Origin of the sequence: Mesorhizobium sp. M7A.F.Ca.MR.245.00.0.0 (assembly GCF_003997415.1) — a bacterium.
In the GTDB taxonomy this organism is placed as follows: domain Bacteria; phylum Pseudomonadota; class Alphaproteobacteria; order Rhizobiales; family Rhizobiaceae; genus Mesorhizobium.
On the sequence record NZ_RZTE01000029.1, the window covers coordinates 66,016 to 79,279 of the forward strand.

Sequence of the window (13,264 nt, forward strand, 5' to 3'; positions counted from 1 at the left end):
CAATTTGAAAAGCCTGTCCTTGATAAAGACGGCCCTATCATGGGGCAAGCCGTCGTATCGCGAGCCCATCCGATCATTGGCGCCACCGATCACTCACCCCCATCGATCCATCTCAAGCGTCGGCCAGTCGAAAGGCGATGGCGCAATACTGGCTTTGCGGATGCGGCCTGCTCTATAGTCTGCCGCATCGCCCGAACCGGATGACATCAATGGCAGAGTACTCGGCCTTTTCGCTGCTCGCGAACGCGCTCAAGGGAAACAAGGATTGGAAGCCGGCATGGCGCAAGCCTGACCCGAAGGCGTCCTATGACGTCGTCATCATCGGTGGCGGCGGTCACGGGCTGGCGACGGCCTATTATCTTGCCAAGGAACACGGCATCACCAATGTCGCCGTTGTGGAAAAGGGCTGGCTCGGTTCCGGCAATGTCGGCCGCAACACCACGGCCGTGCGCTCGAATTATCTGCTGCCGGCCAACACCCGCTTCTACGAACACTCGATGAAGCTGTGGGAGAACCTCTCGCATGAGCTCAATTACAACGTCATGTTCTCGCAGCGCGGCTGCCTGAACCTGGCGCACACGCCGGCCCAGTTCGACGACTATGCAAGGCGCGGCAACGCCATGCGCCATCTCGGCGTCGACGCCGAACTGATGACGAAGGCTGAGATCAAACGTCTGATCCCGGCGCTCGATGTCTCCAACAGCGCGCGCTTCCCGGTGGTCGGCGGCTTGATGCAGCGCCGCGCCGGCACCGCCCGCCACGATGCGGTGGCCTGGGGCTACGCGCGCGGCGCCGACCGGCGCGGCGTCGACATCATCGAGAATTGCGAGGTCACCGGCTTTCTGCGCGATGGCGACCGTATATCAGGCGTCACCACGTCGCGCGGCGACATCCGCGCCAGGAAGGTGGCCGTGGCGGTCGCCGGCAGCACCGGGCGGGTCATGCAGATGGCCGGCATCGAGACGATGCCGATCGAGAGCCATGTGCTGCAGGCCTTCGTGACGGAATCGCTGAAACCCTTCATCGACACCGTCGTCACCTTCGGCATGGGCCATTTCTACATGTCGCAGTCGGACAAGGGCGGCCTCATCTATGGCGGCGACATCGACGGCTACAACAGCTACGCCCAGCGCGGCAATCTGCCTGTCGTCGACGAGGTGATGAGCGAAATGCTGGCGCTGTTTCCGGGCCTTGCGCGCGTGCGCATGCTGCGCTCCTGGGGCGGCGTCTGCGACATGTCGATGGACGGCTCGCCGATCATCACCACCGGCCCCCTGCCCGGCATGTATCTCAACTGCGGCTGGTGCTATGGCGGCTTCAAGGCGACGCCGGCTTCCGGCTGGTGCTTCGCCTGGACCATCGCCAAGGACCAGCCGCACGATCTCAACGCCCCCTTCACCCTCGACCGCTTCCACCGCGGCCTGGTGATCGACGACAAGGGCCAGGGTGCAAACCCCCGGCTGCATTAGGCATTAGGTAGAGTTCAATGGTGATCACTTGCCCCTATTGCGGTCCGCGCGACGTCATCGAGTTCACCTATCAGGGTGACGGCAACCGCGAGCGTCCCGATCCTGCCTCTCAGAATTTCGAGGCGTGGAATGCCTATGTCTATGACAGGCTGAACCCGGCCGGGGATCACAACGAGATTTGGCAGCATTCCGGCGGCTGCCGCGCGCATCTGCGCGTCGTGCGCAACACGCTGACGCATGAGATTTCCAGCGTTGCCTTCGTGCGCGGTGATCATCAAGGGCGCGGCGATCATGGCTCCGCCGCGCGCCGCAAGGCGGAGGACAAGGCATGAGCCCGCGCCGCGCCGATACCGGCGGCCGCATCGACCGGCTGAAAACCATCCGCTTCACCTTCGACGGCACGGCCTACACCGGCCATGCCGGCGACACGCTGGCGTCGGCCCTGCTGGCCAAGGGCGTCACGCTTTACGGACGTTCGTTCAAATACCACCGCCCGCGCGGCCTGCTCACAGCCGGCGTCGAGGAACCCAACGCGCTGGTGACGGTGCTGAAGGGCGGGGTTCGTGAACCCAACATTCCGGCGACCATGGTCGAGATCCATGACGGCCTGGTTGCCATCAGCCAGAACCGCTTTCCCTCGCTTGCCTGGGACATCAACGCCGTCAACCAGCTCGGCGGCAACATCCTGTCGGCCGGCTTCTACTACAAGACCTTCATGGGACCGGTGTTTGGGCCGCTCAAAGGCACACGCTTCTGGATGTTCTGCGAACACTTCATCCGCCGCGCCGCCGGTCTCGGCAGCGCCGGAACGGCGAAGGACCCGGCCCGCTACGAGCGCATGAACGCCTTTTGCGACGTGCTGGTGGTCGGCTCGGGGCCGGCCGGCCTGATGGCCGCCAGGACCGCCGCCGATCAGGGAGCGCGCGTCATGCTGGCCGATCTCGAGCCGCTTTTCGGCGGTTCGGCCAACTGGTCCGGGGAAAGCATCGATGGCGCGCCTGCCGCCGACTGGGCGCGGCGCGCGGTCGCCCAGCTCGCAGGCCGCGACAATGTCCGGCTTCTACCGCGCACCACGGTGTGGGGTTATTACGACAACAACACGCTTGCCGCGCTCGAACGGGTCAGCGACCACAAGGATCAGCCAGGCAAGGGCGAGCCGCGCCATCGCTATTGGGCGATCCGTGCCAAATCCGTGGTCCTGGCCACCGGTGCGTTCGAGCGGCCGCTCGTGTTCCCCGGCAATGACCGGCCAGGCGTGATGCTGGCGCATGCAGCCGAGCGCTATGCCAACGAATTCGGCGTGCTGCCGGGCGAGCGGATCGCGCTGTTCACCAACAATGACAGCGCTTACCGCGCCGCCGTCGCCTTGAAGAAGGCCGGCGCCGCGGTCGTCGCCATCGCCGATGTCCGGCCGGAACTTTCGCCGGAGATGCGCAAGCTGGCCGCGGAAGCCGAGGCCGAGATCTTCGCTGGCCATGCCGTCGTCGCCACCGAAGGCGGAAAGGCGCTGTCCGGCCTCAAACTGCAACGCTTCGATATGGCCAATGGCGCACTCATAGGTGATGCCCGCAGTATCCACGCCGATTGCCTGCTGATGTCCGGCGGCTGGTCGCCGACCATCCATCTGGCCAGCCAGGCCGGCGCCAAGGCGGAATGGAATGCCGTGCGGCAGGCCTTCCTGCCGCCGAAGCCAACACAGAGCTGGATCGGCGCCGGCGCCTTCACCGGCAGTTTCTCCACCGTCGAAGCCATCGCCGAAGGCCGCGCCGCGGGCCTTGCCGCAGCCGGTGGCCCCAGCGCGCCTTCTGTATTGCCGGTGGTGGAAGCCGTGCCCGGCGATCCTGATCCGGCACCGGTGTTCGAGATCAGGGCCAAGGGCAAGAGCTTTGTCGACTTCCAGCACGACGTGACGGCAGAGGACGTGCGGCTGGCGCACCGGGAAGGCTTTGTCTCGGTCGAGCATCTGAAACGCTACACCACGCTCGGCATGGCGACCGACCAGGGCAAGAGCTCCAACGTGCCCGGCCTTGCCATCATGGCCGAAGCCCTGGGCAAGCCCATCCCCGAAGTCGGCACGACGCGCTTCCGGCCGCCCTTTGCGCCGGTGTCGATCGGCTCGCTGGCGGCGGAACGTTTTGGCGATCTCAAGCCCGAACGATTGACCCCGATGCATGATTGGCATCTGGCCAATGGCGCGACGATGTATTCCGCCGGCCTCTGGTATCGCCCGATGATCTACGGCCATGCCGGAGAGACGGTCGAACAGGCCTATGTGCGCGAAGCCAAGGCGACGCGCGAAAGCGCAGGGATCGTCGATGTCTCGACACTGGGCAAGATTGCCGTGCAAGGCCCCGACGCCGCCGCATTCCTCGACCGCGTCTACACCAACATGTTTTCGACGCTGGCCGTCGGCAAGGCCCGCTACGGTCTGATGCTGCGCGAGGACGGCCTGGCCTTCGACGACGGCACCACCTGGCGGCTCGGCGAGCAGGACTTCCTGATGACCACCACCACCGCCAATGCCGGCAAGGTGATGCAGCATCTGGAATATTTCCTCGACGTGATCTGGCCGGAGCTGAAAGTCCACGTCACCTCGGTGACCGACGAATGGGCGGGGGCCGCGATCGGCGGGCCGAAGGCCAGGCAGATCCTCGCCTCTTGTGTCACCGGCACCGCAGTCGACAATACCACCTTGCCCTTCATGGGCCTCGTGCGCGGCGAGATAGCAGGCGTGCCGGTGATGATTTGCCGGCTGTCCTTCTCCGGCGAAATGGCGTTCGAAGTCTATTCCGGCGCCGGCCACGGCACCCATGTCTGGGAAGCGCTTGTCGAGGCCGGCAAACCGTTCGGGCTGGTCACCTACGGGCTCGAGGCGCTGGGCACCATGCGCATCGAAAAAGGCCATGTCACCGGCGCCGAGATCGATGGCCGCACCACGGCGCGCGACCTGCATCTCGACTGGATGCTGTCGAAGAAGAAGCCGTTCATCGGCTCGGCGATGATGGACCGCGAAGGCCTGATCGCGTCGGACCGCCTGGAACTGGTCGGCCTGATCGCCCTCGACAACCGGCCGTTCAATGGCGGCGCGCACATCGTCGAGGAGGTTGACGAGGCCAATCCGCACGGCTCGATCGGTCACATCACCGCCTGCTGCTATTCACCGGCGCTCGGCAGGCATATCGCGCTGGCGCTGGTCAAGGGCGGCAAGGCACGGCAGGGCACGCGCGCTCATGTCTCCGATCCCTTGCGCAACCGGTTCGGACCGGTCGAGATCGTCTCCAACCACTTCTTCGATCCGGACGGGAGCCGCATGCATGGTTGAGCGCCAATCACCCGAACCCTTGTCGCCGCTTGAGCCTGAATTCCATGTCGGCTCGCACGGCAATTTCGAGCACGGCGTCGAGATCATCCTGACCGAGACAAGGCCGGGCTCGATCGTGCAGCTCGCCGCGTGGCCCGGCGAGGAGAAGAAGCTGATAGCAGCCATCCGCACCGTCACCGGGCTTGCCCTGCCCGATGGCGCCGGCGGCGGCTTGAGCGACGGCGTGAAATCGGTGTTCGGCTTCGCGCCGGGAAAGTTCACCGTTGCCGATGAAGCCGAAGGCCTGGCCGCGGCCTTTGCCAAAGTGGTGACCCCCTCCATTGGCACCGTGACCGACCTCTCGCACGGCCGCACCGCCATCCGCATTGCCGGGCCGAAGGCCGAATGGGTGCTGGCGAAATTCTTCGCCATCGACTTCGCGCTGCCGGCCTTTCCGGTCGGCGCCGGCCGTTCGACCACCCATCACGACATCTTCGCCCAGATCCAGCGCACCAGCGCCGACCAGTTCGACATCTATGTCTTCCGCTCGTTTGCACGCTCGTTCTGGAAGGCGCTCTGCCACGCCAGCGAGGAAGTCGGCTACGAGGTGCAGTAGGCGGCGCGGCCGGATGGCCGCGTTGCCCACATCTGGCATCAACGCCAGCCGCTTCTGCCGCTAGAGAATCGGGCCGCCGGCGCCCATGGTGCGAAAACGTGGCCGCCCAACCGGCCCGAGGGATATGAAATCCCTTCTTCAAGAGTCGGCACATTCGTTTGGTTCGAACATCTCCATGACCGCAGAACTATCCGCCGGCGCCACGGATCGCGCCGATGTGCCGGCCAGAGCCCTGCTCCTGCTGCCGCTGACGGTTGCCTGCGGCGTGTTCATGACCAGCCTCGACCAGAATGTCGTGGTGACCGCGCTGCCGGGCATCAGCGAAAGCCTCGGCCGTCCGCCCAGCCAGCTCGGCCTCTTGATTACCGTCTATGTCGCCAGCCTGATCATCTCGATGCCGCTTGGCGGCTGGGCCGCCGACCGCTTCGGACTGCGCAATGTCTACTGTTTTGCCTTGCTGGTGTTCGCCGCCTCGTCGGCGCTCTGCGGACTGTCCGACAACATCTGGACGCTGGTTGGTGCGCGTGCGCTGCAAGGCTTTGGCGGCGCCTTGATGGGCACACTCGGCCAGGTCGTCATCCTGTCGACCTTTCCGCGCAGCCGAACGCTGAAGATCAACATGTACATCTCGCTGGCCGGCCAGTCCGGACCGTTGGTCGGTCCGCTCGTCGGGGGCGCGCTGACCACCTACATTTCCTGGCGCTGGATCTTCTTCATCAACGTGCCGTTCGCGCTGGCGGCGGCAATTCTTGCCGCCTCTTTGTTTCCGACGATGACCAAGCCGGTGCGCACGCCGTTCGATTTTCCGGGCTTCCTGCTGGTCGGCAGCGGCATGGTCCTGCTCGTCTTCGGCATGGATTCGCTTGCTGCCAAGGATGCCGCGGGCGGCATCATCGCCGCCGAACTGGCGCTGGCGCTGGTCATCCTGACCATCGCCTCGTTCTACTGCCTGCGCGTGCGCAATCCGCTGCTCGATCTCAAGCTGTTGCGCATCCGTACCTTCCGCATTTCGTTCCTCACCGGCGGCGGGCTGGACACGATCGGCCTCAGCTCGGTGGTGTTCCTGCTGCCCTTGATGTTCCAGCTCGGCTTCGGCATGAGCGCGGTGCAGGCGGGATCGCTGACCTTCGTGGCCGCGGTCGGCTCCGTGGCCATGCGCTTCTTCATGCCGCGCGTCCTCAACCGTTTCGGCTTTCGCCGCGTGCTGGTCTACAACACCCCGATCGTTGCCGCCATGGTCGCCGGCTTCGCCTTGATGCAGGCGACCACGCCGGTGTGGATCGTGCTGACCTACATCTTCGTCTTCGGCGTCTTCCGCTCCGCGCAATGGGCCTCGACCGGCAATCTCGCCTATTCCGACATCGCGCCCGAGCAGCTCGCCCGCTTCAGCGCGCTCTATTACATATTATGGCAGCTGGCGGTGGCGATCAGCGTCGGCCTGGCTGCGGCGGTATTGTCATTTCTGGCCGGCGGCGGTCCAGCCGTCGCCGACGATTTCCGCATCCTGTTCGTCATCGAGGGCATCATCACGCTCTGCGCGCTGCTTGCCTACCTCAAGCTGACGCCACAGGACGGTGCCCATGTCAGCGGCCACGGCGCACAGATGAATACCGAATGAGGCTGGCTGGCTTATTCGCTGAACGTGACCCACTCTTCCAGCGGCACGCGGTCGGTGCGGAAGGCGTTTTCAGGTTTTGACGTATCTTCATAACCAAGCGCCATGCCGCAGACGACGATCTCTTCGTCCGGAATGTCGAGCACCGGCCTGATCTGCCGGTGATAGGGCGCGAAGGCCGCCTGCGGACAGGTGTGCAGACCCCTGCCCCTAGCTGCGACCATGATGTTCTGCAGGAACATGCCGTAGTCGATCCATGAACCCTGGTTGAGGCGGCGGTCGATGGTGAAGATCATGCCGACCGGGGCGTCGAAGAAGACGAAGTTGCGGTCGTGCTGGGCGCGCATCTTGTCGACCTCGCGGCGACCGATGCCGAGCGCGCCATAGAGGCCGAAACCGTTGGCGCGGCGGCGGGTCAGATACGGCTCGAAGAACTGTGTGGGATAATACCGGTACTCGTCCCAATCAGCTTTTTCGGCGCGAATGCCGGAATTGAGAATGGCGTCTGATATCCGCTGCTTGCTCTCGCCCTTGGTGACATAGACCTTCCATGGCTGCATGTTGGTGCCGGATGGGGCACGCGCCGCAACCGCCAGAATGGCGCGGATGGTGTCGTCGTCGACCATGTCGGGCAGGAATGCGCGCACCGAACGGCGCGACAGGATCGCCTCGTCGACAATCTCGGCATCGCCCGCGATTCGGGGATTATTTTCCAGCATGGGCCGTCCCTTACCCTTTGTCTCGATCGGACGTCCCCACTCGCCGCTCTCGGCGGAGCCTTTGCATGAACCGTCAAAATCGCGCAAGCAAATCTTGTGCATCCGTGAAAATCTACTTGATTTTTTCATGAGCTTGACTTCTCATGAAATTTGGCCAGATTTTTTCATAAAGTGAGCGCTTTGCCTTCGACTACCGCTAGAACATTGCAGGTACCTGACGAACGCGTGCTGGCCGGCGATATCAGGGCCCTGCGCAAGGCGCGCGGGCTGACACTCGCCGAGATCGGCTCGAAGCTTGGCCGTTCCGTCGGTTGGGTCAGCCAGGTCGAGCGCGGTCTGTCGACGCCATCGCTCGGTGACCTCCGAGCCTTCGCCGAACTGTTCGGCGTGCCGATCAGCCTGTTCTTCAGCCATGACGTGCCTGTCGAAAGCGAGCGCGGCGTGGTCGTGCGCGCTGGCAGGCGCCGCACGCTTGGCACAAGCGAATCCGGCCTGGTGGAGGAGCTTCTGTCGCCCGATCTCGGCGGTAGCTTCGAGATGGTGCGTTCGGTCTTCGCGCCGGGCGCGGAACTGAAGGCCGAGGCGCAGCGGCCGACCGAGGAAGCTGGATACGTCGCCTCCGGGCTGTTCGACATCGAGATCGGAGGTGTCTGGCATCGGCTTGGCGAAGGCGACTCCTTTCGCTTCGAAGGCAAGCCTTACCGCTGGCGCAATCCGGGCGCGGAGCCTGCAATTGTCATCTGGGTGGTTTCACCACCCGTCTATTGAGTTCAAGTTTGGAGAAAAACATGGCGGGTTTGCCGAGCACGGCGCGCGTGGTGATCATCGGAGGCGGTGCCGTCGGCACCTCCGCGCTCTACCATCTCGCCAAGGCGGGCTGGACCGACTGCGTGCTCTTGGAAAAGAACGAGCTGACTTCGGGCTCGACCTGGCATGCCGCCGGCAACGTGCCGACTTTCTCCTCGTCCTGGTCGCTGATGAACATGCAGCGCTATTCGACCGAGCTTTATCGCGGGCTGGCCGACGCGGTCGACTATCCCATGAACTATCACGTCACCGGCTCGCTGCGCCTTGCCCACACGAAAGAGCGCATGCAGGAATTTCAGCGCGCCAAGGGCATGGGCCGCTACCAGGGTATGGACATCGAGATCGTCGGCGTCGACGAGATCCAGCGCCGCTATCCCTTCATCGAGACGCATGATTTGAAAGGCGCGCTCTACGACCCAAGCGACGGCGACATCGATCCGGCGCAGCTCACCCAGGCGCTGGCCAAGGGCGCGCGCGACATGGGCGCGAAGATCATCCGCTTCTGCCCGGTCACAGGCGTGCGCCGCGAGAACGACGAGTGGGTGGTCGAGACGGCGCAAGGTGAGATCCGCTGCGAGATCGTCGTCAATGCCGCCGGCTACCGCGCCGCCGAAGTCGGCCGGATGTTCGGCCGCGACGTGCCGATGATGGTGATGAGCCATCAGTACATATTGTTCGAGGAGATTCCCGAACTGGCGGCATGGTCGAAGGAACAGGGCAAGAAACTGCCGCTGCTGCGCGACGTCGACACCTCCTACTATCTGCGCCAGGAGAAGAACGGCATGAATCTCGGCCCCTATGAGCGCAATTGCCGCGCGCATTGGGCCAGCCACAACGACCCGATGCCGGAGGATTTTTCCTTTCAATTGTTCCCCGACGACCTCGACCGGCTGGAACATTATCTGGCCGATGCCGTCGCCCGCGTGCCGATCCTTGGCACCGCCGGCCTGTCCAAGGTCATCAACGGGCCGATCCCCTACACGCCGGACGGCAATCCGCTGATCGGCCCGATGCCCGGCGTTCCCAATGCCTTCGAGGCCTGCGTCTTCACCTTCGGCATTGCCCAGGGTGGCGGCGCCGGCAAGGTGCTGGCCGAATGGGTGACAGAGGGCCAGACCGAATGGGATATGTGGTCGTGCGACCCGCGCCGCTTCACCTCCTTTGCCTCGGCGCCGGACTATTGCGTCGCCAAGGGCATGGAGATCTACGGCAACGAGTATGCCATCCAGTTCCCGCGCCATGCCTGGCCGGAAGGGCGCGACCGCAAGCTGTCGCCGATCCATGATCGCATCAAGGCGCTCGGCGGCCGCTTCGACGCCTATAATGGCTGGGAGCGGGCCACCTGGTACGCACAAGACGGCGATGAAATTTTCGAGGAAGCCACGCTGACCTTCCGCCGCGACGGACCGTGGCATCATCGTGTGCGCGAGGAGTGCCTGGCCGTGCGCGATGCCGCCGGCATTTTGGACCTGCCGGGCTTCTCGCGCTTCAACCTCGACGGTCCGGGTGCCGCCGAATGGCTGAGCCTGCAGGTCACCGGGCTGGTGCCGAAGCCAGGCCGCATCGGTCTCGTCTATTTCGCCGACGACAAAGGCCGCATCGTCACCGAAATGTCCGTGGTGCGTCACGACGAGAACCTGATGACGCTGATCACCGCGGCGGTCGCGCAGTGGCATGATTTCGAATGGCTGAAGTCGCGCATGCCCAAGGATGCGCCGTTCAGGCTGATCGACCGGACCGAGGAATTCTCGACCCAGATCCTGGCCGGCCCCAACTCGCGGAAAATCCTCGCCGATGTCTGCGAAGCCGACCTCACTTTGCCATGGCTGACGCATCAGGAAACCAAGATCGCCGGCCGCTGGGCGAAGCTTGTGCGCGTCTCCTTCGCCGGGGAGCTCGGCTGGGAAATCCACACAAGGGTGGACGACACCGCCGCGATCTTTGATGCCATCTGCGCGGCAGGCCAGCAGCATGGATTGAAGCCGTTCGGCATGTATGCGTTGGATTCACTCAGGCTTGAAAAAGGCTACCGCACCTGGAAGGGCGACCTGTCGACCGACTATTCGATCCTGCAGGGCGGGTTGGAGCGCTTCGTCAAATGGGACAAGCCCGATTTCCGTGGCAAGGCTGCACTCCAGAACGAAAAGCAGCAAGGCGTGAAGAAGCGCTTCGTCACGCTGGTTATAGAGAACCCGGGCGACTGCGACGCCCCTTCGGTGTCGACGCTCTGGCATGACGGCAAGATCGTCGGCGAGACGACGTCCGGCGGTTGGGGCTACCGGGTCGACAAGTCGATCGCGCTCGGCATGCTGCGCGCCGATCTGGCCGAGCCAGGCACATCAGTCGAAGTCGAGATCTTCGGCGACCGGTTTCAGGCAATCGTGCAGAAGGACGAGCCGCTGTGGGATCCGAAGAACGAGAGGCTGCGCGCGTGAAGAAAATCATCCTCACCGATGGCGGCATGGGCCAGGAACTGGTCCGCCGCAGCAAATCCGAGCCGACGCCGCTATGGTCAGCCCGGGTGCTGATCGACGAACCGGATCTGGTGCGCGACCTGCACGCGGAATTCATCCGTGCCGGCGCCCGTGTCATCACCATCAACACCTATTCGGCAACACCCGAACGCCTGGCGCGCGAGGGCGCGGAAGACCTCTTCAAGCCGTTGCAGAAGCGCGGCATCGAATTGGCCAGGCAGGCCCGCGACGAGGCCGGCGATGCAGCCATCGCCGGCTGCCTATCGCCGCTTTTCGGCAGCTATGCACCGGCACTGACCATTTCCTTCGAGGACACGCTCGATATTTACCGCCGCATCGTTGCCGAGCAGGCCGATGGCGTCGACCTGTTCCTGTGTGAAACCATGGCGTCGGCGGACGAAGCCCGCGCGGCGGTCACCGCGGCATCGGAAAGCGGCAAGCCGGTATGGGTGTCGTGGACACTGGCCGACCACGGCAAGCCGCGGCTGCGTAGCGGCGAAGCAATAGCCACCGCGGCAAGCGCGCTCGACGGCCTGGCAGTCGCCGCGCGGCTGGTCAATTGCTGCCGGCCGGAAGCGATCGCCGCGGCTTTGCCTGAACTGATCGCCCTCGGCGGCCCGGTCGGCGCCTACGCCAATGGCTTCACGTCAACCGAAGCGCTCAAGCACGGCGGCACCGTCGATGTGCTGCACGCCCGTCACGACCTTGGCCCGGATGCATATGCCGACCAGGCGATCGGCTGGGTCGAGGCTGGGGCAAGCATCGTTGGCGGCTGCTGCGAAGTCGGACCTCCGCACATCGCCGCTCTGCGCGACCGGTTCGAACAGGCCGGCTACGAAATTTCGGGAGTTTTGCATGCCTAGACCATCATCGCGCATTTCCGGCATCGTGCCTTCGGGCAAGGACGGCTGGGAAGTCCATTTCGCCGCCTGGACGCGCAAGGAGGCCGGCGAAGACATCATCATGCTGTCGGTCGGCGACCATGATTTCGACACGCCTTCGCAGACGATCGAAGCCTGTGTGACCGCGGTTCGCGGCAGCAATCACCACTACACCCCGCTTCCCGGCCTGCCGCGCCTGCGCAAGGCGATGGCGGCGGCCTCGAGCGCCTGCACCGGCGTCGAGACGTCGCCGGATCAGGTGATCGCCACGCCGGGCGGACAGGCCGCACTCTACGCGGCTGTGCAGGGCGTGCTCGACCAGGGCGACCACGCCATCGTCGTGGCGCCCTACTACGCCACCTATCCCAACACGTTCAGCGCCGCGGGCGCTGACTTCACAGTCGTCGAGACACCGGCCGAGGATGGCTTCCAGCCACGTGCCGACATGATCCGCGCGGCAATCCAGCCGAACACGCGCGCCATCCTGATCAACACGCCGAACAATCCGACCGGTGCGGTCTACTCGCGCGAGCGGCTGGAGCAACTGGCAGAAGTCTGCCGGGAGCACGACCTCTGGCTGCTGTCGGACGAAGTCTACTGGACGCTCGGCGGCGGCGAGCACGTCTCGCCGCGCTCGCTGCCAGGGATGGCCGAGCGCACGCTGGTCATCAATTCGATGTCCAAGAGCCACGGCATGACCGGCTGGCGCATGGGCTGGCTGACGGGACCGGAGGAGATGATCACGCTCATGATCAATCTCAATCTGGTGACGACCTACGGCCTGCCGGCCTTCATCTCGATCGCCTGTTCCGAGGCGCTGGAGAACCGTTACGGCGTCAAGGAGATCGCCGAACGTTACGCGGCACGCCGCACCGTCTTGCTCGACGCCGTGCGGGGCATGAACGACGTCACCGTGCGCGGTTCGGAGGGCGGCATGTATGTCATGCTCGACATCTCGGCCGTCGAACCGGACGACGAGAAATTCGCCTGGGCCCTGCTCGACAACGAAAAGGTTGGCGTGATGCCCGGCTCCAGCTTCGGCGAGGCGGCCGCCGGCCATATTCGCATCAGCCTCTGCCAGCCCGAGCCCGTGCTGCAGGAAGCTGCACTTCGTCTGCGCCGCTTTGCTTCCAGCTACCGTCGCGAGGCAGCATGACCGCCAAGGCAGTTCCCGCTAAAGCAAGAGCGGTCATCATCGGCGGCGGCGTTTCCGGCTGTTCGGTCGCCTATCACCTGGCCAAGCTCGGCTGGACCGATATCGTGCTTCTCGAACGCAAACAGCTGACGTCGGGCACGACATGGCACGCCGCCGGCCTGATCGGCCAGCTGCGCGGCTCGCAGAACATGACCCGGCTGGCGAAATATTCCGCCGACCTCTACGT

The 13,264-nt window shown here is 64.5% G+C and carries 11 protein-coding genes; 10 read left to right on the plus strand and 1 reads right to left on the minus strand.

Features of this window, described 5'->3' with window-relative positions; genetic code table 11:
* Positions 1 to 209: 209 nt before the first annotated feature.
* The 5 genes from EOB80_RS24625 (at position 210) to EOB80_RS24645 (ending at position 7,004) form a co-directional block, all read left to right on the plus strand.
* Positions 210 to 1,469 carry a sarcosine oxidase subunit beta gene (locus EOB80_RS24625; protein WP_127330333.1) on the plus strand — a complete coding sequence of 420 codons (1,260 nt, stop codon included), beginning with the start codon at positions 210 to 212 and terminating at the stop codon, positions 1,467 to 1,469.
* A gap of 17 nt (positions 1,470 to 1,486) precedes the next feature.
* Positions 1,487 to 1,801, plus strand: coding sequence for a sarcosine oxidase subunit delta (locus EOB80_RS24630; protein WP_127330335.1), 315 nt, complete (start codon positions 1,487 to 1,489; stop codon positions 1,799 to 1,801).
* On the plus strand, positions 1,798 to 4,791 hold the full coding sequence (locus EOB80_RS24635) for a sarcosine oxidase subunit alpha (protein WP_127330337.1): 2,994 nt from the start codon (positions 1,798 to 1,800) through the stop codon (positions 4,789 to 4,791). The genes EOB80_RS24630 and EOB80_RS24635 overlap by 4 nt, the downstream gene beginning before the upstream one ends.
* A complete protein-coding gene (locus EOB80_RS24640) occupies positions 4,784 to 5,386 on the plus strand; it encodes a sarcosine oxidase subunit gamma (RefSeq protein ID WP_127330339.1) in 603 nt (200 codons plus the stop codon). The genes EOB80_RS24635 and EOB80_RS24640 overlap by 8 nt, the downstream gene beginning before the upstream one ends.
* A 175-nt stretch (positions 5,387 to 5,561) precedes the next feature.
* Positions 5,562 to 7,004, plus strand: coding sequence for an MFS transporter (locus EOB80_RS24645; protein WP_127330341.1), 1,443 nt, complete (start codon positions 5,562 to 5,564; stop codon positions 7,002 to 7,004).
* Between the two features lie 11 nt (positions 7,005 to 7,015).
* Here the strand turns inward: EOB80_RS24645 and EOB80_RS24650 are convergent, their stop codons facing one another.
* Positions 7,016 to 7,720 carry a nitroreductase gene (locus EOB80_RS24650; protein WP_164762705.1) on the minus strand — a complete coding sequence of 235 codons (705 nt, stop codon included), beginning with the start codon at positions 7,718 to 7,720 and terminating at the stop codon, positions 7,016 to 7,018.
* 204 nt (positions 7,721 to 7,924) lie between these two features.
* On the opposite strand from EOB80_RS24650, the gene EOB80_RS24655 reads away from it, so the two are divergent.
* The 5 genes from EOB80_RS24655 to EOB80_RS24675 form a co-directional block, all read left to right on the plus strand.
* A complete protein-coding gene (locus tag EOB80_RS24655) occupies positions 7,925 to 8,488 on the plus strand; it encodes an XRE family transcriptional regulator (RefSeq protein WP_127269323.1) in 564 nt (187 codons plus the stop codon).
* 20 nt (positions 8,489 to 8,508) lie between these two features.
* Complete coding sequence (locus EOB80_RS24660) at positions 8,509 to 10,962, plus strand: FAD-dependent oxidoreductase (protein WP_127330345.1); 2,454 nt, start codon at positions 8,509 to 8,511, stop codon at positions 10,960 to 10,962.
* On the plus strand, positions 10,959 to 11,864 hold the full coding sequence (locus tag EOB80_RS24665) for a homocysteine S-methyltransferase family protein (RefSeq protein WP_127330347.1): 906 nt from the start codon (positions 10,959 to 10,961) through the stop codon (positions 11,862 to 11,864). The genes EOB80_RS24660 and EOB80_RS24665 overlap by 4 nt, the downstream gene beginning before the upstream one ends.
* A complete protein-coding gene (locus tag EOB80_RS24670; protein ID WP_127330349.1) occupies positions 11,857 to 13,038 on the plus strand; it encodes a pyridoxal phosphate-dependent aminotransferase in 1,182 nt (393 codons plus the stop codon). The genes EOB80_RS24665 and EOB80_RS24670 overlap by 8 nt, the downstream gene beginning before the upstream one ends.
* Positions 13,035 to 13,264 (plus strand): FAD-binding oxidoreductase (locus tag EOB80_RS24675; protein WP_164762706.1); only part of this gene is annotated, 230 nt, incomplete at its 3' end. The genes EOB80_RS24670 and EOB80_RS24675, both read left to right, overlap by 4 nt.

Coding starts and splice junctions, on each gene's coding strand:
- EOB80_RS24645 (WP_127330341.1), top strand. CDS start 5,562: ATGACCGCAGAACTATCCGCCGGCGCCACGGATCGCGCCGATGTGCCG.
- EOB80_RS24670 (WP_127330349.1), top strand. CDS start 11,857: ATGCCTAGACCATCATCGCGCATTTCCGGCATCGTGCCTTCGGGCAAG.
- EOB80_RS24650 (WP_164762705.1), bottom strand. CDS start 7,720: ATGCTGGAAAATAATCCCCGAATCGCGGGCGATGCCGAGATTGTCGAC.
- EOB80_RS24630 (WP_127330335.1), top strand. CDS start 1,487: ATGGTGATCACTTGCCCCTATTGCGGTCCGCGCGACGTCATCGAGTTC.
- EOB80_RS24640 (WP_127330339.1), top strand. CDS start 4,784: ATGGTTGAGCGCCAATCACCCGAACCCTTGTCGCCGCTTGAGCCTGAA.
- EOB80_RS24660 (WP_127330345.1), top strand. CDS start 8,509: ATGGCGGGTTTGCCGAGCACGGCGCGCGTGGTGATCATCGGAGGCGGT.
- EOB80_RS24635 (WP_127330337.1), top strand. CDS start 1,798: ATGAGCCCGCGCCGCGCCGATACCGGCGGCCGCATCGACCGGCTGAAA.
- EOB80_RS24625 (WP_127330333.1), top strand. CDS start 210: ATGGCAGAGTACTCGGCCTTTTCGCTGCTCGCGAACGCGCTCAAGGGA.